The 22,279-nt window shown below is 67.3% G+C and carries 21 protein-coding genes and 1 pseudogene; 2 read left to right on the top strand and 20 right to left on the bottom strand.

The genetic code is table 11. The annotated features are described in order from the left end of the window. Position 1: 1 nt before the first annotated feature. The 3 genes from AC1RR5_RS06315 to AC1RR5_RS06305 are packed head-to-tail and all read right to left on the bottom strand — an operon-like array spanning position 2 to position 3,226. Entirely contained in the window at positions 2-934 is a 933-nt protein-coding gene (locus tag AC1RR5_RS06315) for an NAD(P)H-dependent flavin oxidoreductase (protein WP_492920285.1), read from the bottom strand. Beyond that, positions 931-1,893, bottom strand: a complete 963-nt coding sequence (locus AC1RR5_RS06310) for a quinone oxidoreductase family protein (protein ID WP_492920283.1) — start codon at positions 1,891-1,893, stop codon at positions 931-933. The genes AC1RR5_RS06315 and AC1RR5_RS06310 overlap by 4 nt, the downstream gene beginning before the upstream one ends. Positions 1,894-1,918: 25 nt before the next feature. After that, entirely contained in the window at positions 1,919-3,226 is a 1,308-nt protein-coding gene (locus AC1RR5_RS06305; RefSeq protein ID WP_492920281.1) for a serine hydrolase domain-containing protein, read from the bottom strand. Positions 3,227-3,428: 202 nt separating this feature from the next. Between AC1RR5_RS06305 and AC1RR5_RS06300 the strand changes: the two genes are divergently transcribed. Beyond that, positions 3,429-4,865: a hypothetical protein gene (locus tag AC1RR5_RS06300; RefSeq protein WP_492920279.1), complete on the top strand. Its 1,437-nt coding sequence runs from the start codon at positions 3,429-3,431 to the stop codon at positions 4,863-4,865. Positions 4,866-4,957: 92 nt separating this feature from the next. On the opposite strand, the pseudogene AC1RR5_RS06295 reads toward AC1RR5_RS06300, so the two are convergent. The 15 genes and pseudogenes from AC1RR5_RS06295 to pyrE all read right to left on the bottom strand — a co-directional run. Further along, a pseudogene (locus AC1RR5_RS06295) lies at positions 4,958-5,099 on the bottom strand (hypothetical protein); the annotation flags it as partial. A 10-nt stretch (positions 5,100-5,109) separates the two neighbouring features. After that, positions 5,110-6,510 carry a serine hydrolase domain-containing protein gene (locus AC1RR5_RS06290; protein ID WP_492920277.1) on the bottom strand — a complete coding sequence of 467 codons (1,401 nt, stop codon included), beginning with the start codon at positions 6,508-6,510 and terminating at the stop codon, positions 5,110-5,112. A gap of 10 nt (positions 6,511-6,520) precedes the next feature. Further along, positions 6,521-8,800, bottom strand: coding sequence for a DNA topoisomerase IV subunit A (parC, locus tag AC1RR5_RS06285; protein WP_492920275.1), 2,280 nt, complete (start codon positions 8,798-8,800; stop codon positions 6,521-6,523). A 60-nt stretch (positions 8,801-8,860) separates the two neighbouring features. Next, positions 8,861-10,447, bottom strand: coding sequence for an alkaline phosphatase D family protein (locus AC1RR5_RS06280; protein WP_492920274.1), 1,587 nt, complete (start codon positions 10,445-10,447; stop codon positions 8,861-8,863). Between the two features lie 54 nt (positions 10,448-10,501). Then, positions 10,502-11,233 (bottom strand): DNA repair protein RecO, encoded by a 732-nt coding sequence (gene recO, locus AC1RR5_RS06275; protein WP_492920573.1) that lies wholly within the window; start codon positions 11,231-11,233, stop codon positions 10,502-10,504. 2 nt (positions 11,234-11,235) lie between these two features. Further along, positions 11,236-12,093, bottom strand: coding sequence for an arylamine N-acetyltransferase family protein (locus AC1RR5_RS06270; RefSeq protein WP_492920273.1), 858 nt, complete (start codon positions 12,091-12,093; stop codon positions 11,236-11,238). Beyond that, positions 12,086-13,036 carry a GTPase Era gene (gene era / locus AC1RR5_RS06265; protein WP_492920272.1) on the bottom strand — a complete coding sequence of 317 codons (951 nt, stop codon included), beginning with the start codon at positions 13,034-13,036 and terminating at the stop codon, positions 12,086-12,088. Before era ends, AC1RR5_RS06270 begins: the two co-directional genes overlap by 8 nt. A gap of 48 nt (positions 13,037-13,084) precedes the next feature. Further along, complete coding sequence (locus tag AC1RR5_RS06260; RefSeq protein ID WP_492920270.1) at positions 13,085-13,981, bottom strand: LysR family transcriptional regulator; 897 nt, start codon at positions 13,979-13,981, stop codon at positions 13,085-13,087. 89 nt (positions 13,982-14,070) lie between these two features. Continuing rightward, the gene (locus AC1RR5_RS06255) at positions 14,071-14,283 is read right to left on the bottom strand and encodes a hypothetical protein (protein ID WP_492920269.1); all 213 of its coding nucleotides are present in this window, start codon (positions 14,281-14,283) and stop codon (positions 14,071-14,073) included. Between the two features lie 887 nt (positions 14,284-15,170). Then, on the bottom strand, positions 15,171-15,512 hold the full coding sequence (locus AC1RR5_RS06250; protein ID WP_492920267.1) for a hypothetical protein: 342 nt from the start codon (positions 15,510-15,512) through the stop codon (positions 15,171-15,173). A gap of 64 nt (positions 15,513-15,576) precedes the next feature. Continuing rightward, positions 15,577-16,272 carry a ribonuclease III gene (gene rnc / locus AC1RR5_RS06245; RefSeq protein WP_492920266.1) on the bottom strand — a complete coding sequence of 232 codons (696 nt, stop codon included), beginning with the start codon at positions 16,270-16,272 and terminating at the stop codon, positions 15,577-15,579. A gap of 9 nt (positions 16,273-16,281) precedes the next feature. Beyond that, positions 16,282-17,127, bottom strand: coding sequence for a signal peptidase I (gene lepB, locus AC1RR5_RS06240; RefSeq protein ID WP_492920265.1), 846 nt, complete (start codon positions 17,125-17,127; stop codon positions 16,282-16,284). A 132-nt stretch (positions 17,128-17,259) separates the two neighbouring features. Further along, a complete protein-coding gene (acpS, locus tag AC1RR5_RS06235; protein WP_492920264.1) occupies positions 17,260-17,661 on the bottom strand; it encodes a holo-ACP synthase in 402 nt (133 codons plus the stop codon). Beyond that, a complete protein-coding gene (locus tag AC1RR5_RS06230) occupies positions 17,658-18,413 on the bottom strand; it encodes a pyridoxine 5'-phosphate synthase (protein ID WP_492920263.1) in 756 nt (251 codons plus the stop codon). The genes acpS and AC1RR5_RS06230 overlap by 4 nt, the downstream gene beginning before the upstream one ends. A 3-nt stretch (positions 18,414-18,416) precedes the next feature. Next, entirely contained in the window at positions 18,417-19,001 is a 585-nt protein-coding gene (gene pyrE, locus AC1RR5_RS06225) for an orotate phosphoribosyltransferase (protein ID WP_291873256.1), read from the bottom strand. Between the two features lie 81 nt (positions 19,002-19,082). Between pyrE and AC1RR5_RS06220 the strand changes: the two genes are divergently transcribed. Beyond that, positions 19,083-19,487, top strand: coding sequence for an NUDIX domain-containing protein (locus AC1RR5_RS06220; protein ID WP_492920261.1), 405 nt, complete (start codon positions 19,083-19,085; stop codon positions 19,485-19,487). On the opposite strand, the gene AC1RR5_RS06215 is transcribed toward AC1RR5_RS06220, so the two are convergent. Together AC1RR5_RS06215 and rpoZ are read right to left on the bottom strand one after the other, a co-directional pair. Then, positions 19,484-21,562, bottom strand: coding sequence for a RelA/SpoT family protein (locus AC1RR5_RS06215; RefSeq protein ID WP_492920260.1), 2,079 nt, complete (start codon positions 21,560-21,562; stop codon positions 19,484-19,486). The genes AC1RR5_RS06220 and AC1RR5_RS06215 overlap by 4 nt on opposite strands. Positions 21,563-21,795: 233 nt before the next feature. Then, positions 21,796-22,155: a DNA-directed RNA polymerase subunit omega gene (gene rpoZ, locus AC1RR5_RS06210; RefSeq protein WP_099577049.1), complete on the bottom strand. Its 360-nt coding sequence runs from the start codon at positions 22,153-22,155 to the stop codon at positions 21,796-21,798. Positions 22,156-22,279: the final 124 nt, after the last annotated feature.

The raw sequence follows: 22,279 nt of genomic DNA, 5'->3' as shown, positions 1-22,279 counted from the left end.
CCTAGAAGCCGCGCGTAGCGGCCAGGGCGCCGAGGCGTCCGGTGATGTCGTGGAACTGGGCGACGGTCTCGGTGATGATCTGCTCGGCCGTCTTGACCTCGTCGATCAGGCCGACGGTCTGGCCGGCCAGCGCGGGCGCGGCCTCCATGTCGCCGCCGAAATAGACGTCGAGGATGTTCTTGAGCACGTCGGGCGGCATGACGCCGGCGTCGTGGATCTCCTTGGTCAGCTCCGACTTGATGGCCCGGATGCAGGGGCTGGCCTTCTTGTTCAGCACCCAGGTGCCGGTCTCTTTCGCGCCGGTGATCGCCGCCTTGTAGTTGGCGTGCACCGGGCTTTCGGCCGAGCTGACGAAGCGGGTGCCCATCTGGACGGCCTCGGCGCCCAGCGCGAAAGCCGCCGCCATGCCGCGTCCGTCGCAGATGCCGCCGGCGGCGATCAGCGGCGCATCGGTCCGAGCGCGGATCGCCTGCAGCAGGACGAGGGTCGAGACCTCCTCAGGGTTCTTGAAGCCGCCGCCTTCGGCGCCCTCGACCACCAGGCCGTCGACGCCGGCGTCGACGCATTTCAGCGCCGCATCGACGGTCGGTACGGCATGATAGACGACGATGCCGGCGTCCTTCAGCGGGCCGACGAACTTGGCCGGGCTGCCGGCCGAGGTGGTGACGAACTTGACCCCGCTCTCGCAGACGAAGCGCAGCATGGCGTCGTCGCGCAGGAACAGGATCGGCAGGTTCACCCCGAACGGCAGGCCGCTGGCCGCCATCTTGGTGATCTCGGCCTTGCAGGTCTCGGTCTCGCCGGACGAGGTCTCGATGATGCCGAGGCCCCCCGCCCGCGACACCGCCGAGGCCAGCGGGTAGCGGGCGATCCAGCCCATCGGGGCCTGGACGATCGGATACTTGGCGCCGGTATGCGCTAGGACGCGGTTCATGGGATCAGCAGCACCCGGCCGACGGCCTGGCGGCTCTCGATATAGGCGTGGGCGCCCGCCGCGTCGGACAGCGGGAAGGTCTTGTCGATGACCACCTCCAGCTCTCCCTTGGCGGCGCGGTCGATCATCTCCTGGATCATGTCGTGCACGCGGTCGGTCATGATCTCGGCGCCCAGGAAGACGCCGGTCAGCGAGCGATTGCCGCCCATCAGCGACGAGACGTCGACCTTCATCGGCTCGCGCCCGGCATTGCCGACCAGCGAGATGCGGCCGCGATAGCCCAGGGCGCCGAGGCTGCCCTGCAGGGTCGCGCCGCCGACCGGATCGACGACCAGGTCGACGCCCTTGCCGCCGGTCAGCTTCATGACCTGCTCGACCAGGTCGTCACGGCCGTAGTTGATCCCGTGATCCAGGCCGAACGCCTTCAGGCGCTCCAGCCGCTCGTCGCTGGAGGCCGAGGCGATCACCGTCGCGCCGGCCTGCTTGGCCAGCTGGATGGCGGCCAGGCCCACGGCCCCTGCCCCGGCCTGGACCAGCACGGTCTCGCCGGCCTTCAGGCGGCCCGCGCCGAACAGGCACTCGTGGGCCGTGCCGAACGGCACCGGGATGGCCGAGGCCTTGTGGATGTCGAAGCCGTCCGGGATCGGCCAGGCGTTGCGGGCCGGCACCGCGCGCAGCTCGGCGTGCGAGCCGAAGGCGTTCACGGTGACGACCTTCTGGCCGACCTTCAGGTGGGTGACCTCGGCCCCGACCTCGACGATCTCGCCGGCGGCCTGGTAGCCGACGATGTGCGGGCTGCCCGCCATCTGGCCGCCGCCGCGATTGAGGGTGTCGCCACCCTCGATGCTGACCGCCTCGACGCGGATGATCACGCCCTGCGGGTGGAGGGCTGGATCGGCGACGTCCTCGTAGCGAAAGACGTCCGGCGCCCCGGTCTCGTAATAGACGGCGGCCTTCATGGCGTTTCTCCCAGGCTTGTTCTTGTTATTTCGACGGGTCGATTAGGGCGTCGTAGACGAGCTTGGCGCTGTCATCGTCGATGTCCTTGATGGCCGGATCGCCGCCCTTGTTGAGGATGTGGATCATGCCGAGGAAGAACAGGTCGTTGGTCGGGTCGATCCAGAACCAGGTGCCGGCCGCGCCGCCCCAGCTGTAGGTCCCCTGCCCGTACGGACCGGCCTTGGCGCTATCGAGCACCACCGCGAAGTCGAGGCCGAAGCCCTTCCCCCTGGCCGTGTTAAACGACGGGTCAGAGCTCATGATCGTATCGCTGAGCACATTGGTGCGCATCAGCTTGACGGTCTCGGGCTTGAGGATGCGTTGGCCGTCCAGCTCGCCGCCGTTCAGCAGCATCTGGGCGAAGCGCGCGTAGTCGGCGTTGGTCGAGACCAGGCCGCCGCCGCCCGACGGCATGGCCGGCGGCTGGGTGATGTCCAGCACCATGAAGCCCTCGGCCGGGACCAGCTTCTGCTGCTTCTGGCTCCACAGGTACAGCGACGCCAGGCGGTCGTTCTTGGCGGCCGGCAGCCAAAAGCCGGTGTCGGTCATCTTCAGCGGGTCGAAGATCCGCGACTTCATGAAGTCGCCCAGCGACTGGCCGCTCAGCTTCTCGATGATCAGGCCCTGGATGTCGACGGCGACGCTGTACTTCCAGCGCTTGCCCGGCTGGTCGACCAGCGGCAGGGCGGCGACCTTCTGGACGAACTCATCGCGCGACTTGGCGCCCAGCACGCCGGTGTCGACATAGGCCTTGTCGATCGGGTTGTCGGGGTTGAGGCCGTAGGCGAAGCCGGCCGAGTGGCTCATCAGCTCGCCCATGGTCGGCGGACGATCGGACGGCACGGTGTCGAACGAGCCGTCGGCGTTGACGCCCTTGAAGACGCGCAAGGACGCGAACTCGGGAATGAACTTGCTGACCGGGTCGTCCAGCTTCCACTTGCCCTCCTCGAAGAGGATCATCATCGCCACGCCGGTGACCGGCTTGGTCTGGGAGTAGATGCGGAAGACGGTGTCCTTGGTCATCGGCGGGCCATCGAAGCCCTTCTTGCCGTGGACCTCGAAGTTCACGACCTTGCCGTGGCGGACCAGCATGGTGGTGACGCCCGGCAGGTGGCCGGTGTCGACCAGGCCCTGCATGTGAGCGTCCAGCTTCTTGAGACCCTCAGCCGAGAACCCTGCGCTTTCGGGCGCGGCGGCCACGATGGACGCGGGAGCAGCGGCATAGGCGGCCGTCGCGCCGCCCGTCATCAACGTCGCGGCCAGCACCGCCGCGATCACTCTACGAAACGCCAACACGCCCTCCCGAACAAATGTTTGAGAGACCTTAGAGCGCGCCTTCCCGCGATGAAACCCGCTTTTTCAGCGACCGGGGCGGCCGCGCGCCGGCTCGTCTCACGTTAAGGGCTTTTAATGTGAAGCTGGGTTGATCGAACGGCGTTCATGTATATTTTTTACTGCACGAGGGATTACGAAATACATCGGGGACAACCCAACCATGGCCACCATCGACAACCTGGTCTCGATCTACCGCAACGTTCACCGGCTGCCCGCCAATTCGGACCTGCCCGCAAATGCCCAGGCGCAGCTGACGCTGATGGCGCAGGGCATCGACATCGCGCGCAATGGCCAGCAGGCCGGTGACATCTGGACCTATGCCAGCGCGGTCAACTGGATCCAGGATAGCGCCAAGGCCACCACCGAAGTGGCGGTCATGACCTACGGCTTCCTGGGCGACCTCACGCTCGGCTCGTCCGGCCTGGACTATCTGGTCTCGACCAACGGCGGCAATCCCAACAACCTGAACAGCGAGTACTACGCCAAGTTCAGCCTGGAGAACCGCTTCATCAACTTCGCCGTCAACCTGGTGAAGTTCGGCGAGGCCAAGGACAACTTCCTGCACGACTACGGCGAGAGCAACTCGGCCTACGACACCTATCGCAAGGCGTATCTGAAGCTGTTCGGCGTCGAGACCCCGCGCGACGCGCTGGACGTGCTGTCGGACGAGGTGCCCAACGGCCGCGGCGGGACCTATACGCGCGGCGAATACTTCGCCGAGATCGGCCATGACGGCGGCAACGGCCTGGGCACGCGCGCGGCCATGGTCGGCTGGCTGATGGCCGAGGCGGTCAAGAGCGGCAAGGGCCCCTATGTCGAGGCCATGAAGGCCTACCTCGCCGACGTCGGCCTGGACGGCAAGGTCTCGACCGTGAACGCCTTCCTCTCGCTGTACGGCAAGGGCGGCGACTACGCCCCCGGCGGCGGCTCCGATCCCGGCCTGCCCGGCGAGAAGGCGACCTTCGCCCACGACTGGAACGTCGACGCCTTCAACCAGGAGCCCGGCCACGACACCCATGTCCTGGCCAGCGACGGCAACGACGTGATCACGCCTGTGATCTCCGACGTCGGCGGCCTGGACGCGGGCAAGCACATCCGCACGGCCGGCGGAAACGACGTCGTCCGGGTCGACAACGGCGTCGTGCGCGGCCTGATCGACACCGGGACCGGCAACGACACGATCTTCCTGGAGAAGTTCGACGGCAAGATCATCACCGGCTCGGGCTACGACAATATCGACATCGGCTCGTTCGCCGGCCTGCACCTGGTCGACGGCAAGGCCACCGACATCCCGGTGATCGAGGACTTCCAGAAGGACTTCGACCTGATCACCTTCCCCGGCGCGGTCGGCCCGGGCGAGAAGAAGCAGCTGTTCTTCATCACCACCGCCACCTTCGACGACGCCCTGACCGCCTATGCCGGCCTGACCGCGGCCAACAGCAACACCGTCTTCGAGTGGAACGGCGACACCTACATCTTCCACCAGAACGGCGTGGCCGGCGTCGATGCGGGCGATGGCCTGATCAAGCTGTCCGGCGTCACCGGCCTGACCGTCGGCAAGTTCAGCCAGGTGGCCGATATCCTGTTCGCGGCCTAGAACTTCAGCCCTTCTAGGACGTGATGGAGCTCCCCTCGCCCACCGCGGGGGGAGCTTTTTCTTTGGGCGCGAGAAAGGGTTCACTGACATCCCCCACCTCCCGTCATTCCCGCCCTTGTGGCGGGAACCCCTGGTTCAGCTGACACGTGAGACGCAAACGGCCCTCTGCACCTGCGGCGGACAGAGGGGTTCCCGCCACAAGGGCGGGAATGACGGTGGATAGAATATGCGGATAAGGAGCGCCCTACCGCGCCGCGGTCGTCTTCACCGTCGGGGGCTTGGCCGGCTGCTGCCCCGGCGGCGGGATCACCACCGGCGGGCGTTCGACGGCCTGGTAGACCAGGGCCCGCGACTGGGCGTCCAGGCCCGGCCCCACCCCGCCCAGGCGCTGGATCATGCCGACGAAGAACAGGTCGTTGACCGGGTCGATCCAGAACCAGGTGCCGGCGCTGCCGCCCCAGCTGACCGTGCCAGCGCCCACCGGGGCGCCCGAGGCGGCGGGATCGACGGCCACGGCCATGTCCAGGCCGTAGCCCATGCCGGCGGCGAACGGGAACGGCTTGGGGCCTGGCTTCAGCACGCCGGTCGTGCCGTTGGTCGTCACCACGAAGCCCGGCGGCAGGTGGTTCTGGGTCATCAGGGCCACGGACTCGGGCTTGAGGATCCGCACGCCGCCCAGCTGGCCCTTGTTCAGGATCATCTGGGCGAAGCGGGCGAAGTCCTCGGCGGTCGAGACCAACCCACCCCCGCCCAGCGGCGCGGCCGGCGGCTTGCTGACGTCACGCCAGGATCCTTCGACGGCCGGCACCAGCTGGCCCGTCGCCGGGTCGCCGTCATACAGCGCCGCCAGTCGCGGCTGCTTCTGCTCGGGCACGTAGAAGGCGGTGTCCTTCATCTTCAGCGGGCTGAAGATGTGCTCTTCCATGAAGATCGGCAGGGGCTCGCCCGACAGCTTCTCGACGATATAGCCCTGGATGTCGGCCGCCACGCTGTAGCGCCACAGCTGGCCGGGTTCGGAGAACATCGGCAGACCCGAGACCTTCTGTACCAGGTCGGTCAGCGACGACGACTGCAGCACCCCGGCCCGATAGTAGGCCTGGTCGGCCGGGCTGTTGGGGTCGTCGGCCAGGCCATAGGCGAAGCCGGCCGTGTGAGTCATCAGCTCGCGCATGGTCGGCGGGCGGGTGATCGGGGCCAGGATCGGCTGGCCGGCCGCGTCGACGCCGGTGGCGATCCGCAGGTTGGCGAACTCGGGCACGTACTGGCTGATCGGGTCGTCCAGCTGCCACTTGCCCTGCTCGTACAGGATCATCATGGCCACGCCCGTGACCGGCTTGGTCTCCGAGCGGATGCGGAAGATGGCGTCGAACGGCATCGGCTCGCCGTTCAGGGCCCGCTTGCCGAAGGCCTTGGCGTGGACGACGCGGCCGTGGCGGGCCAGCAGGGTCACGCCGCCGGCCACCTGACCGTTGGTGACCATCGCCTGCATGTGGTCGTCGAGCTTCTTCAGCCGCTCGGCGGAGAAGCCCAGGTCCTCCGGCTTGCCCTTGGGCAGGGCCAGGGCCGGAGTCGCGGCGACGGCCGCGCAGCCGAACACGCTGGCCAGGAGGCGCAGCGTGCGACGACGCAGCCGTCCCGTGTTCATTTGGCGCTCATCACTTCGGCTTGAACCGCTTGTTGGTGGCGAAGCCCTTTGGAACCAGCTTGCCGGCCCCGGCGCGGCGACCGATCCACTCTTTCCACTCCGCCCAGTCGCGACGGCGGCCGGCGGTGTCGATCCAGTAGGCCCCGGTCTCGGCGTTGAACGACAGGCCATCGCGCAGACCACCCTCGCGGTAGGCCTGCAGCTTGACGCCCTTGCCGCGCGGCATTTCCGGCAGTTCCTCGATCGGGAAGATCAGGATCTTGCCGTTGTCGCCGATCACCGCGAACTGGTCGCCGACGGCTTCCAGGCAGAAGGCGGCGCCGGCGGCGTCGACGGTCAGGACCTGTTTGCCGGCCTTGCGGTTCGCGAGCGCTTCTTCCTCGGGCATCAGGAAGCCATAGCCCAGCTTCGAGGCCAGAATGCGTTTGCGGCCAGCCTTGAACGGGAAGACGTCGATGATCTTCACCTTGTCGTCCAGCTCGATCATCATCCGCACCGGCTCGCCATGGCCGCGCGCGCTGGGAAGCTTGTCGCAGCCCAGCGTGAAGAAGCGGCCGTCGCTGGAGAAGATCAGCAGCTTGTCGGTGGTCTCGGCCGGGACCAGGAAGCCCAGCTTGTCGCCTTCCTTGAACTTCAGCTCGGACGGATCGTCGATCTTGCCCTTGGCGGCGCGGATCCAGCCGCGCTCCGACAGGATGATCGTGATCGGCTCGCGGACGATCAGCGCCTCGATGGCGGCGTCGGCGTCGACCACCGGCGCGTCCTCGAAGATCGAGCGGCCGATGGCCCCCGTCGGGCGGCCGCTCTTGTCCAGCGGGTGCTTGATCTTCAGCAGGGTGGCGCGGACTTCCGACAGGCCCTTGCCCACCAGCTTCCATTGCTTCTCGTCGCTGGCCAGCATGGCCAGGATGCCGTCGCGCTCTTCGACCAGCTCGGCGTGCTCGCGGCGGATCTCCATCTCTTCCAGCTTGGCCAGTTGGCGCAGGCGGGTGTTGAGGATGGCGTCGGCCTGGAGGTCCGAGAGCTTGAAGACCTCGATCAGCTTGTCCTTCGGCTTGTCCTCGTAGCGGACGATCCGAATGACCTCGTCGAGGTTCAGATACGCGATCAGCAGGCCGTCCAGGATGTGCAGACGAGCTTCGATCTTGGCCAGGCGGTGACGGGCCCGGCGGGTCAGCACTTCGCGGCGGTGGGCCAGGAAGGCCATCAGGGCCTGCTTGATGCCCATGACGCCCGGCGTGCCGCGCGCGTCCAGCACGTTGATATTGACCGGGAAGCGGCTCTCCAGCGCCGAGAGCTTGAACAGGCTCTCCATCAGCACTTCGGGCTCGACGTTCTTGGACTTGGGCTCGAGGACCAGGCGGATGTCCTCGGCGCTCTCGTCGCGGACGTCGCCCAGCAGAGCGGCCTTCTTGCTGTCGATCAGGTCGGCCAGTTGCTCGACCAGATCCGACTTCTTCACCTGGTACGGGATCTCGGTGACGACGATCTGGTAGGTGCCGCGACCGGTGTCTTCCTTCTCCCACTTGGCGCGGATGCGCACGCCGCCGCGACCGGTTTCGTAGGTCTCCAGCAGGGAGGCGCGCGGCTCGACGATGACGCCGCCGGTCGGGAAGTCCGGACCCGGCACCTTCTCCAGCAGGTCTTCGGTCGTCGCGTCGGGATTCTTCAGCAGCAGCTGGCAGGCGTCGATCAGCTCGGCGGCGTTGTGCGGCGGGATCGAGGTGGCCATGCCAACGGCGATGCCCGACGAGCCGTTGGCCAGCAGGTTCGGGAAGCCCGACGGCAGGACGTAGGGTTCCTCGTCCTGACCGTCATAGGTCGGCTTGAAGTCGACCGCGTCCTCGTCGATGCCGTCCAGCAGAAGCGTCGCCGCTTCCGTCATCTTGCACTCGGTGTAACGCATGGCCGCGGCGCTATCGCCGTCGATATTGCCGAAGTTGCCTTGGCCCTCGACCAGCGGGATGCGCTGGCTGAACTCCTGCGCCAGGCGGACCAAGGCGTCGTAGATCGACTGGTCGCCGTGCGGGTGGAAGTTACCCATGACCTCGCCGACCACCTTGGCGCACTTGCGCGCGGCGGACTCGGGGTTCAGGCGCATGTTGCTCATCGCGTACAGGACGCGACGGTGCACGGGCTTGAGGCCATCGCGCACGTCGGGCAGCGCCCGCGAGCCGATGGTCGACAGCGCATAGGCCAAGTAGCGCCGCGACAGGGCTTCCGTCAGCGGCTCATCGAGGATGCGATCACCGTCGTCGGGACCGCCGGGGGGCAGGACAGGCTTGTTCATCGAGGGGATTCGTACTCCAGGGGATGACCCTAGCAGAAATCCCCCCGATGATTCGACGGGTTAGGCCTGAACGATCCCCGGTTTTCCGGCCTCCAGCGCCCATTTCGCGCGGGTCGACAGCTTGCCGTCGCGGCGGGAGATGGCGTCCAGCACCTTGAACTCGGTGACATAGGCCTTCGGCGTCACGTCGCAGATCGCATAGCCGCGCTGGCTGTTGTTGAACTTCAGCTGCGGATTGGCGGCCTGGATTTTGGCGAAGTTGGCGGTCTGGTCGACGCCGTCACCGCCCGAGCTGATCGAGGTGGCCACGAATTCCGAGGCGATCGGCGCGCCCTCGTGCTTGGCGCCGTCGACATAGAGGTCACCGGCGAAGTTCTGGTGCTCGTCGCCGGTCAGGACCACGACATTGCCGACCTTGGCGTCGCGGATCTTGGAGAGCAGGCGGTTGCGGGGGATGCGGTAACCCGCCCAGCTGTCGGGATTGACGATCACGCCCTCGCCCGGGTCGCGATCCAGGTCCATCATCATGATCTGCTGGGCCAGGACGTTCCAGGTCGCCTTGGAGCCGCTCAGGCTGTCCATCAGCCACTTCTCCTGCGCCGCCCCGATCACCTCGGCCTTGGGCGACGTGATGGCGTCGCACCAGGACTGCTTGTCGTTGCAGGGCTGGTCGGTGCGGAACTGACGGGTGTCCAACAGATTGAGGTTCAAGAGCTGGCCGTAGGCGGCGCGGCGATAGATCTGCAAGCTGGTCCCGACCGGGAAGCTCGAGGCCCGCAGCGGCATGTTCTCGTAATAGGCCTGCACGGCGGCCTGGCGGCGCAGGTTGAAGATCTTCGGGTCCGTGCCGTCCTGGTCCAGATCGCCGACCCAGTTGTTGTCGGTCTCGTGGTCGTCCCAGACCGCGAACCATGGCGCGGCGGCGTGGGCGGCCTGCAGGTCGGTGTCCATCTTGTACTGGGCGTAGCGGCGGCGGTAGTCGTCGAGGCTATAGATCTCGCTGCCGAAGTGCTGGCGGACGTTCTCGGTCGGGCCATTGGCGCCGTTGCCAGTCCGGTTGCCGCGACCTTCGTAGATATAGTCGCCGTAGCAGAACACGAAGTCGGGATTGTCCTCGGCGAGGCGCCGGTAGGCCGTGTAGTAGCCGGCCTCGTAGTGCTGGCAGCCCGCGACGGCGAAACGGACGCGGTCCAGGGCCGCGCCCAGGGCCGGCGTGGTGCGGGCGCGGCCGATGATGCTGCGTTCCTTGCCGACGGTGAAGCGGTACCAGTAGTCGCGATTGGGCAGCAGGCCGCCGACCTCGACGTGAACCGCGTGGCCCAACTCCGGCGGGGCGATGGTCACACCCTTGGCGACGACGTTGCGCATGCCGGCTGCGTCGGAGACTTCCCAGTCGACCGCGACCGGGGCCATCGGCATGCCGTAGCCGATCTCGAACGGCTCGGGCGCCAGGCGGGTCCAGATCACGAAGCCGTCCGCCGCGGGATCGCCCGAGGCCACGCCCAGCTGGAACGGATAGGTCCGGAACGGGACCTGGGCCAGGGCCTTGCGGCTCTCCAGCGGGATCGACAACGCGGTGACGGCGGAGGCGCCGAACACGCTCAGCAGGCGACGACGGCTCAGCGCGTAGCGGTCTAGAACGGACATGGCGGAACTCCGGGAAACTGAAGTTCCGCCGATAGCTCGCTTTCGTGACGGTTCTTAAAGTCGGCCGGCTTCCGTCAGCCGGTCCAGCAGCCACAGGCGCGGCGTGGGCAGCGGGCGGTTCAGCGGACCGAACACGAACTGCTCCAGGAAGTGGCCGGTGATGTCCAAGCCGGCCTTCACGTCACCCTCGGCCAGTCCGCCCTGAGCCGACAGCAGGAACGGCGGCAGCGGCAAGAGCTTGTCGTGATAGGGCTTGCCCGCCGCCCGGCTGACGGCGCGGCCGGTGCGCGGGCTGACATAGACGAGGTCGTCGAAGCTGCCGGTGGCGGCGCACTTGGAGAGGTCCAGGCCAAAGCCCAGCTCCTGCAGCAGCCCCGCCTCGTAGCGCACATAGACCGCCGGCCAGATCTCGGGGATCTCCAGCACGCGGATCAGGGCTTCCAGGGCGTGGAAGGCGCCGGGATGGGCCTCGCGCTCGGGCAGAGCCGAGGCGGCGATCGCGGCGGCGGAGGACAGACCGGCCAGGGCCAGGCTGTCATCGAACAGGGACGAAGGCCCCTCGCCCATCGGCTCCAGGGTGGCCGAACCCAGCTGGTCGGAGACCCGGGCGCGATAGCGGGCGATGACCCGCGCGCCGGGTTGCAGGAACGGCTTCATCCGCCGCGAGGCCGCGCCGGCCACATGGGCGGCGAACTTGCCGTGACTTTCCGTCAACAGCTCGACGATGCCCCCCGTCTCGCCATGCGAGCGGGCCGAGAGGACGTAGGCTTCGTCCTCCCACTCCATGCTCAAGCGGGCGTTCCCCAGGCCACGACCTGCTCCAGCACCGGCTTCCAGTCCGCTTCCACGGGGAGACCGATCACGTCGCGCAGCGTCGCTTCCAGCTCGTCGACCGTCAGGTCGCGCTGCTCGACCACCGCGCCGGTGAGGTCGCGATGGGTGAAGCGGTTGTTCTTCAGGGCGTAACGGGCATTGGCCGTCGTGCGGCCCACCGTCATGCTCCAGGTGAAGTGCGAGCTGGGATGGGTGTAGGTGAAGAAGTTGGCCTGCTCGTAGTCGACCGCCGCCCAACCGCCCTTCGACACCTGGTACAGCGGCGCCCAGCGGCCCGACAGATCGGCCTGGACCTGGCGCTCGGCGACGCCGTCGGTCTGCACATCGACGATGCGGAACTTGCCGTGCGGGGTGTCCTGGATCTCGTCCGAGAACAGCCGCAGCGGCGCGGTCAGGACGCAGCCGCCAAAGCCGGCGTCGGCCAGCCAGGTCTCGCCGTCGATGGTCACGCCCAGCACTTGGTGCGAACGCGGACGCGGCGGCGCGCCTTCCGGGGCCATCCACATCACGCGGGCCATCAGGCCCTCGACCTGGAAGCCCAGGGCCTCCAGCACGCGCTTCAGGAGGCCGTTCTGCTCGTAGCAGTAGCCGCCCCGCCCGGCGCCGATCAGCTTGGCGTCGATGTCGGCCGGGACGATGCTGATCCCGCGTCCCAGCAGGACGTCGAGGTTCTCGAACGGGATCAGGTCGGGATGCTTCAGCGTGATGGCGCGCAGGGTCGCCATCGTGGGCTCGCGGGGGCCGTCATAGCCGATGCGCTGGAAGTAGGCGTCCAGATCAACGGCCGAGACGGCCAACGGAGCATCAAACATCGAAATCCAGTCCGATATCGCTGAACAGACCGCGCTCCTCCGCCCAGTTCTCCTTGACCTTCACGTGAAGGAACAGGTGAACCTTGCGGTCGAGGATGTCGCACAGCTCCTCACGTGAGGCCTGGCCGATCCATTTCAAGGTCTGGCCGCCCTTGCCGATCACGATGATCCGCTGGCCTTCGCGCTCGACGAAGATGGTCTGCTCGATGCGAACGCTGCCGTCCTTGCGCTCCTCGAAGGCCGTCGTCTCCACGCTGGCCGCGTAGGGCAGCTCTTCGTGGACGCGCAGATAGACCTTCTCGCGGGTGATCTCGGCGGCCAGCAGGCGGGCCGGCAGGTCGGCGGTCTGGTCTTCCGGATACAGCCACGGGCTTTCCGGCATCAGGGTCACCAGCTTGGCGGTCAGGTCCTCGACGCCGGCGCCGGTCGTGGCGCTGATCATGAAGACGTCGGTGTAGACGCCCTGGTCGAAGAAATCCTTGGCGATGGCCAGCAGGGTGTCGCGCTTGACGCCGTCGATCTTGTTCAGGGCCAGGATGACCTTGCGGTTGGCCGCCTTCAGGCCCTCGATGATGGTCTGGACGTCCTGGGCCGAGCGGAACTCGCCCGGCGTGGCCTTGTCGGCGCGGCTGGACAGTTCGGCCTGCACGTCGACCAGGTGGACTGTGGCCTCGGCGTCTTCCGAGCCGGCCCAGGCCGAGCGGACCATGGCGCGATCCAGGCGGCGGCGCGGGCTGAAGATCCCGGGGGTGTCGACGAGCACGATCTGGGTGTCGCCCTCGATGGCGACGCCCCGCACGGGGAAGCGGGTGGTCTGGACCTTCTGGGTCACGATCGAGACCTTGGCCCCGACCATGCGGTTGACCAGGGTGGACTTGCCGGCATTCGGCGCGCCGATGATGGCCGCGAAACCGGCCTTAGTTTGGGAGGTGGTGTCAGTCATTGCGCGTGCGTGTAGCACCGATGGCGTTCCGGCGGTAGCGAGGCCGCGTCAGGCCCCGCTTTCGGCGCTCGGGATCAGCGCCAGGAAGTTGCGGGCGCTGGCCGGGATGTCGCCCGCGCGGGTGGCCAGAGCCAGGCTGACGCGCGGCGGCTCGCCGTCGATCGGGCGGTAGACGACACCCTTCACCGCCAGCTGGGCGATCGAGGCCGGGACCATCGCCACGCCTAGGCCGGCGGCGACCAGATTGACCATGGCGCCGATCTGCGGCGCCTCCTGGGCGACCACGGGCTCGAAGCCCTCCTGGCGGCAGGCCTCGGCGATCCGCCGCAGGAAGGTCTGGCCGATGCCGCGCGAGAAGATCACGAACGGCTCGGCGCGCAGGGCCGACAGCGGCACGCTGGCCCGCACCGTGAGGGCGTGGCCTACCGGCAAGGCCACGATCAGCGGCTCGTCGCCCAGCGGGACCAGGGACAGGCCGCTGTCGTCCTCGACATTGTCGGGACGCACGAAGGCGGCATCCAGCTCGGCGTTGCGCAGCCGCTCCAGCAGGCGCGCGGTATTGCCCTCCTCCACCAACAGGCTGGCCTCGGGATGCTTCCAGTGGAAGACGGTGAAGGCCTCGGTGACGATCGGGTGGAAGTTGGCCGACGAGGTGAAGCCCACCCGCAGCGCGCCATCGTCGCCACCACCCGCCCGCCGGGCCGCGCGCACCGCGCGCTCGGCCTGGGCCAGGATCTTGCGCGCCTCGGGCAGGAAGGCCTCCCCGGCCTCGGTCAGGGTCGCGCCGTGCGGCCGGCGGCGGAACAGCGCAAAACCGATCTCGGTCTCCAGGTCGCGGATCTGCTGGCTCAGCGGCGGCTGGCCGATGCCGATCCGCGCGGCGGCTCGCGTGAAGTTCTGCTCCTCGGCGACGGCCAGGAAGTAGCGAATATGGCGAAGCTCCATGCGGGTTCTCAGATCCGGGCTTCGCGGCGGGTTTGGGAGTCGGGCATCGATGTCCGTCTGAAGTTGGAGCGCGGGCTTCTAAGCGCAGCCTATGACGTCGGTGAGGGCTTCCGAGCGCCCCGCAACACCCGCGCGACCGTCTTTCCGAGGATCGCCGCCAGCGCTAGCAAAGCCGCGGGCACGATCGCCAAAAGCCAGACCAGAATGATGGCCGACAACTGCAGGATGGTCGTGACGACCACCAGCACCTTGTTTTCCGGCTTTCGGTCGCTCGAACGCACGATACTGGGCACGGGGCGCATCTCTTCTACGACGTTCCAAGGTCTCCTTGCCGCACGCCGTCGTCGCCCCCCGTGGGCCACCGGACCGCGATCAAGAAAGTCGTCGATTGATGGGAGACGCCTTGCGGCGTCGGAATAAATCCTATGTAGAGATCAGGCCATTTCGCAAAGGCAATTGCCAGGAACTCATTTTGGTTTCTGTGGAAATCTCAGATTTCCAGGTAAAGAATGTCTTAAATTGTAAAATTCAGCATCGATATACTTCAAAAGTATCGATCGATTGCTTTGAGAGATACTGATTATCCTAGCGACGCACCGAGGCTCCGGCCGCTTCGCTTCTCGTCAAAGCATGGGGATTGAGCAGCGCCAATGCTCGGCGTTCGCGAAACCGGACGCTGGAAAATCAATCGCTTGTCGATTTTACGCAGGCTTGAATGATCCGCGCTCAGCGCCAGCCCATACTCATAGCCGTTCCCGTCGCAAGGGAGGGCGCTTGGATCCGGCCCAAAGCGGCGGCGGGAATAGGTTGAGCGGGGCCGCTGGCGGTTCCCGAGCGGTTTCGTCAGGTTGCGTGGATTACTCTTTAGGATCGCACGCGAGTGACAGGTCGTCCGGGGTCAAAGCCATCAGCGGAGCGACAGGGCGGTGATCGTATAAGCCGCCTATCGTGGATCGTCGGGGTCGAGACGGATGTAGCCGATCGACTTGGTCCGCGCCCGTCCGGGGGCTAGTGGGGACCCGAGCTGAAAGACGCTCACGCCTCCCATCCTCACGGGCAAGAACAGCCTGGCGGAGCGGTCAGCGAGCCGAAACACAACAAACCTTACGGTCTCCGGGTTCGCCCGGCCGCTCCGTCGCCTCCCACATGCCTTCAGCGGGTCGCCGCGTGAAGCGGCGACCGCATGGCCTTACGAAGGCTGGTAGCCGTTCGTGGCCATGCACCGCTCGGTCGCGGCTTCGACGGCGGCGTTGCGGGCGTGCCGCTGCTTGCCCTTGGCGCGATCGTAAGGCGGCTTGAGACGCAGGCCGGTATCGCCCGATTGCGTCGACCGGGCCGCCGGCGAGGCCGGAGAGATCTTGAAGTTGTCGGTCTTGCCGGCGCGGACCTGGTCGCGACAGGAGGCGAAGGTGGTGGCCCACATCCGTTCGTCGCTGCTGGGTCCGCCGGCGCTCATCCGGCCTCCCATGGCGCAGCCGCCCAGCGTGGCGATCAGCATCAGACCCGTGGTCGCTCGTATCAAATGGCTCATGAACAGCTCCTGGAAATCCCCGCAGGAGCAGCGCGTGGCCCAGGCCTTGGTTCCGCTTGGCGGCCTACTCGGCCCCTTCACGCTCCAGCAGGGCCTTGGCGGCGGCCTTTTCGGCCTCCTGGCGGGACTTGCCCTTGGCGATGGCAGGATCGACGCCGGTGACGGTGACTTCCACGGTGAAGACCGGCGCGTGGTCGGGACCGGTGCGGTCCAGCACGCGGTAGGTCGGCAGCGGCCGGCCCTTGCCTTGCGCCCATTCCTGCAGCGCGGTCTTGGGATCGCGCGGACGCCCCTCGCCGGCCCTGTCGAACTCCTGGCTCCACAGGTCCAGGAAGACCATGCGGGCCACGTCCAGGCCGCCGTCCTGATAGAGGGCGGCCATCAGGGCCTCGGTGGCGCCGGCCAGGATCGAGTCGGTCTCGCGACCGCCGATCTTGCTGGACGAAGCCGACAGGCGCAGGGCCGAGCCCAGCTCGGCATTGCGAGCGACACGGGCGCAGGTCTCGCGGCTGACCAGGGCGTTCAGGCGCGGAGCCAGCTCGCCTTCCTTGGCTTTCGGGAAGCGATCGGCCAGGGCCTCGGCGGCCAGCAAGCCCAGCACGCGGTCGCCGATGAACTCGAGAACCTCGTTGTCGCGAACCTTCTTGGCCCCGTCCCCGACGCTGGCGTGCGTCAGGGCGCGTTCGAGCAGTTCGCGGTCCCTGAACTGATGGCCGATCCGGCGCTCAAGGTCGCCGACGGCGGCGACCCGTCTATCCATTTTGCGAGATCACTTCAGCACGTGGAAGAAGCGGCTGGGACGGGCGTTGAGGAACCACGTCCACGGCTTGAACAGGCTTGCCTCGGCGTTCCACGACAGCAGGATGATTTGGGCGCGGCCGACCAGGTTTTCCTCCGGCACGAAGCCGACACCGACCTCGTCGCCGATGTACTGGTCCAGCTCATAGTCCCACTTGCAGGCGCTCTCCTTGTACGGCGAGACGCCCGGGTCGAAGCGGCTGTCGGCCGAGTTGTCGCGGTTGTCGCCCATGAAGAAGTAGCAGCCGGTGGGCACGGTATAGACGCCGGTGTTGTCGCCACGGCTGTCGGGACCGAAGTCCTGGGTGTTGTACTGGCGGCCTTCCGGATTGGTCTCGGCGAAGCGCTGGACCTGCTGGGTGAAGCCGTAGCCGGTGTCGACCAGGGCCGGGGCCTGTTCCTTGCGCGGCAGGGCCTTGCCGTTGATGAACACCTGACCGCCGCGGATCTGGACCTTGTCGCCCGGCATGCCGATCAGGCGCTTGATGTAGTCGGTGCGGTTGTCGCGCGGCAGCTTGAAGACGATGATGTCGCCGCGCTTGGGCGCATGGCCCAGGATCCGGCCCTTGATGATCGGCGGGCTGAACGGGATCGAGTGCTTGCTCCAGCCGTAGCTGAACTTGGACACGATGATGTAGTCGCCCTGATAGAGGTTGGGCTCCATCGAGGCCGACGGGATCGTGAAGGGCTGGAACAGCAGGACCCGCAGCACCAGGGCGATGCCCAGGGCGTAGGCGACGGTCTTGATGATCTCGATCAGCTCAGCGACGACGCCCTTCTCTTCGGGCGGCGTGATGTCGTCGGCGGCGTCTGTCATGCGGGCGCTGAGCTCTTCGAAGATGTTTTCCGGGCGAACCGGTTCGGCTTTGCTAGACGGGCTTGGCCCAAGGGGCAAGTGTGGCGGCAAGTGCGGCGCGTTAGCTTGGCTTTGCGGCGGTGTTTGGGCGGCTCACGCCTTCGGCAGCGCTTCGATGATAACGAAGGCCTGGGCGTAGGGGTGATCGTCGGTCAGGGACAGGTGGATCACCGCCTCCATGCCCGGCGGCGTCATCTCTTCAAGCCGCTTCAGCGCCCCGCCGGTCAGCGCCATGGTCGGCTTGCCGGACGGCAGGTTGACCACGCCCATGCCGGCCAGATGCACGCCGCGCTTCAGGCCCGTGCCGAGGGCCTTGGAGCAGGCCTCCTTGGCCGCGAACCGCTTGGCGTAGCTGGAGGCGCGGTCGGGCTTGCGCTCGGATCGCTTGCGCTCGATCTCGGTGAAGACCTTGTTGGTGAACCGGTCGCCGAAGCGCGCCAGGGACTTCTCGATCCGGCGGATGTCGCACAGGTCCGAGCCGATCCCGATGATCACGCCGCGGCCTCCAGCCGGGCGGCGTCCATCAGGGCGCGCATCCGTTGAATGGCCTGCGGCAGGCCCACGAAGATCGCCTCGCCGATCAGGAAGTGGCCGATGTTCAGCTCGGCGACTTCGGGGATGGCCGCGATGGGTTTCACCGTCGCGTAGTCGATGCCGTGGCCTGCATGGACCTCCAGGCCAAGGCTGGCGGCCAGGGCCGCGCCCTTCTTGAGGCGTTCGAGGATGGCTTCGGCCCGCTCGACATGGCCTTCGCGGGCCGCGTCGCAATAGGCGCCGGTGTGCAGCTCGACGACCTGGGCGCCGGCCGCGGCCGAGGCGCGAATCTGCTCGGGATCGGCCTCGATGAACAGCGAGACCCGCGCCCCGACGGTGCGCAGGCGGCTCGTGGCGTCGGTGATCCGGTTCTGGCCCTTGACCACATCGAGGCCGCCTTCGGTGGTGACCTCTTCCCGCCGTTCCGGGACCAGGCAGGCGGCGTGCGGCTTGGCGCCCAGCGCGATGCCGATCATCTCGTCGGTGACCGCCATCTCGAAGTTCAGCGGCTTGCCACGCTTGTGGCAGAGATCGGTCAGGACGGCGATGTCGGCGTCGCTGATGTGCCGGCGGTCCTCGCGAAGGTGCGCCGTGATGCCGTCGGCCCCAGCGGCCAGGGCCAGCTCGGCGGCCCGGACCGGCTCGGGATAGGAGGAACCGCGCGCGTTCCGGATCGTCGCCACGTGGTCGATGTTGACGCCCAGACGCAGCATGGCTCAGCCCTTCAGACGACGGGAGCCGGGATCCTCGATCGGGATCGCGGCCAGTTCAGGCGGCAGGGCGTCGGCGGGATAGGCCGGCACTTCCAGGCTGCACAGCGAGATCAGCGGCACGCCGACATCGACCTTGCCGCCCGAGCGATCGACGATGCAGGCCGCGGCCACGACGTCGCCGCCGGCGTCCACGATCGCCTGGATGCATTCCCGCGACGACAGGCCGGTGGTGACGATGTCCTCGACCATCACGACCTTCTGGCCGGGCTCGAGGTGGAAGCCGCGACGGAACTTGAAGCCGCCGCCCTCGCGCTCGACATAGATCGACGGCACGTTCAGGTGACGGGCGGTCTCATAGCCGGGGATGATGCCGCCGACGGCCGGCGAGACGGCGACGTCCACCTGGCCGACCGTGGCGATGATCTTCTCCGCCAGGGCCTTGCACAGGCGCTCGCAGCGCTCGGGCCGCATGAACACCAGGTTCTTCTGCAGGAACACCGGGCTGTGCAGGCCGGAAGACAGCACGAAGTGGCCTTCGCGCAGGGCGCCGGCGGCGCGGAATTCGTCGAGGACGTCATCGTTGGTCATGAGGGCTGGATATAGAAGCAGGAGCCTGAGTCTTCAAACGCTGGCTTGCCTGGGACCGGCGTTTTGAGCTCTACCCGGCCCATGAGCCAAGAACCTCAACGCCCTCGCGTCGGCTGCGGCGCGGCCATCCTCGACGATCAGGGCCGGCTGCTGCTGGTCAAGCGGGTCAAGAACCCCGAGGCCGACCACTGGGGCGTGCCCGGCGGCAAGCTCGACTGGGGCGAAGCCGCCCACGTCTGCGCCGAACGCGAGATCAACGAGGAACTCGGGATCACCATCAAGGCCGGCCGCGTCCTGGCGGTCACCGACATGGTCGCGCCGGACTATCACTGGGTGGCGATCACCTATTCGGTCGAAAGCTTCGAAGGCGATCCGGTGATCCAGGAAGCCCACGCGATCCACGAATGGGGCTGGTTCGCCCTGGACGCCCTGCCCTCGCCGATGACGGTCGGCAGCCTCGACGCGGTGGCGGCGCTGAAGCGCTAGCCCCGCGTCCGGTCCACGGTCTCGACCGACGGGCAGGCCCGCAGGGCGGCCGAGATGTTGGTCAGGTGCTTGGCGTCGCGGACCTCGACGTCGATGTCGGTGTCGAAGAAGTCGCTTTGCCGGTGGTGCATGCGCAGGTTGACGATGTTGCCGCCAGCCTCGCCGATGATCGTGCAGACCAGGCCCAGCACGCCCGGGGCGTTCTGGATCGTGGCGTGCAGGCGGGTCAGCGAGATCGTCGAGCGTTCGGCCTCGGGCGTCCAGTTCAGGTCGCGCCACAGCTCTTCGCGGTCTTCGTATTCGGCCAGGCGCGGGCAGTCGATGGTGTGGACGTCCAGGCCCTCACCGTCTTCGCGCAGGATGCCGACGATGCGGTCGCCCGGCACCGGGCTGCAGCAGTGGGCGAAGTGCAGCGAGACGCCCGGCGTCAGGCCGCCGCCACGCACGTACAGCGTCGCGTTCTGGCCGCCCTCGATCTTGCGACGGGCCGTGGCCGCCTCGCGATCGGAGTCCTTCATGCCCGGATAGGCCGTCTCCAGCACCTGGCTGGGCGAGACCCGCCCACGGCCGACGGCGTCGAACAGCGCCTCGTCGGCTTCCAGGGCGAAGCGCTCCAGGATCGGCCGCAGCGACACGTCCTTCAGCTTCTTGCCGGCCCGCTCGAAGACCTGCTCCAGCGACGACTTGCCCAGGCGCAGGAACTCTTCCTTCTCGGCCAGGCGGATATGACGGCGGATGGCCGAGCGGGCCCGGCCCGTCACGGTCAGCGAGCGCCAGTCCGGCGGCACCACGGGCTTGGAGCCGCGCACCACCTCGACCACGTCGCCATTGACCAACGGCGTGCGCAGCGGCTTGAGCTCGCCGTTGATCTTCACGCCGATGCAGGTGTCGCCAACGCTGGTGTGGACCGCATAGGCGAAGTCCAGCGGCATCGCGCCTCGGGGCAGGCTGACCAGCTTGCCCTTGGGGGTGAAGACGAACACCTGGTCGAGGAACATCTCGAGTTTGGCGTGCTCGACCAGTTCTTCAGAGTCGCCGCCGTGCTCCAGCACCTGGACCAACTGGCGCAGGTTGGCCAGCGGATCGCGGCCGCCAGCGGCTTCCATGCCTTCCAGGTCGAGGCCGTACGAGGCGTCCTTGTAGCGGAAGTGGGCGGCGACGCCCTCTTCGTTGACGCGGTCCATGCTCTCGGTGCGGATCTGCATCTCGATGCGCATGCCGCGCGGCCCGACGACCGTGGTGTGCACCGAGCGGTAGTTGTTCCGCTTCGGCGTCGAGATGTAGTCCTTGAAGCGGTCCGGCACGCTGGACCAGGCCCGGTGCACGACGCCCAGGGCGCGGTAACAGTCTTCCTCGCTGTCGACGATCACGCGGAACGCGTAGATGTCCGACATCTGCGAGAAGCCGATCGACTTGCGCTGCAGCTTGCGCCAGATCGAATAGGGCGACTTCTCACGGCCGAAGACACGGGCCGGTAGATTGGCCGCTTCGAGGCGCGCGCCGATTTCCTGGCTGACCAGGGCCACCGCCCCGCCCTGCTCTTCACGCAGCGTGTCCAGGCGGCGGATGATGGCGTCGCGGGCCACCGGATTGGTGTGCTGGAAGGACAGCTCCTCCAGCTCCACGCAGATCCGGTGACAGCCGATGTTGCGGGCCAGCGGCGCGTAGATGTCGCGGGTCTCGCGGGCGATCCGCTCGCGTTTCGCCTGGTTCTTGATGAAGTGCAGCGTCCGCATGTTGTGCAGACGGTCGGCCAGCTTCACCAGCAGGACGCGGACGTCCTTGGAGATGGCCAGGATGAATTTGCGCAGGTTCTCGGCCTGGCGCATGTGCTCGGCCTGGAGTTCCAGCTTGGAGAGCTTGGTGACGCCCTCAACCAGCTCGCCGATCTCCTCGCCAAACAGCTTGGCGATCTCTTCCTTGGTGACCGGGGTGTCCTCGATCACGTCGTGCAGCAGGGCCGTGACGATGGTCGCGGTGTCCAGCCGGTACTCGGTGAGGATGCCCGCCACCTCGATCGGGTGGGCGTAGTAGGGGTCGCCGCTGGCCCGGGTCTGCGAGCCGTGCATCCGCATGGCGTAGACATAGGCGCGATTGAGCAGGGCCTCGTCGGCCGTCGGGTCGTAGGCGTGGACCCGCTCGATCAGCTCATACTGGCGAAGAAACTTGGGGCGCGGCTTAGGCGCGGGCTCGACGGCGGCTGCCGGAGCTACAGACGAAGACGCGCCCGATTCTGAATCGGGCGCGCGTTCGGGTGAAGCGGTCGAAGTGGCCGCCTCCAGAGTCAGAGGGTCTGCGCCTTCGGGGCTCAGTACCGCTCCTCCTGACCGCCATCGCGGTCGCTCTGCAGAGCGCGGACCAGTTCCAGCTCGCTCATCTGCATGTGGCTCGGATCAGCCAGCAGGGCCAGGGTTTCGGCTTCTTCCTCGGCCTCGGTGTGCTCATCGACGCGTTGCAGCGTGCTGATGAGGTGTTCCTTCAGGCCTTCGTGGTCGATCACGTCGTCAGCGATTTCACGCAGGGCGACGACGGGGTTCTTGTCGTTGTCGCGGTCAACCATGAGCGCGGCGCCGGCCGAGATGGCGCGGGCGCGGTGCGCCGAGAGCAGGACCAGCGAGAAGCGGTTCGGAACCTTCTCGACGCAATCTTCGACGGTGACGCGGGCCATGAGTTCCTCGGGCTGCCGATTAGCAATCGCAAAATAGGCTTCCGTGCGGCGACACGCAACGCCGCGCACGATGTTCTAGCTTTCGCGAGGGGGCGCTTATGCCCCCTTCGCGAGTCAAAGTCCA

Source organism: Caulobacter sp. GW821-FHT11E11 (assembly GCF_058808315.1).
The sequence above is the reverse complement of the archived record's forward strand: the minus strand, read 5'-3'. Positions and strand labels throughout refer to the sequence as shown.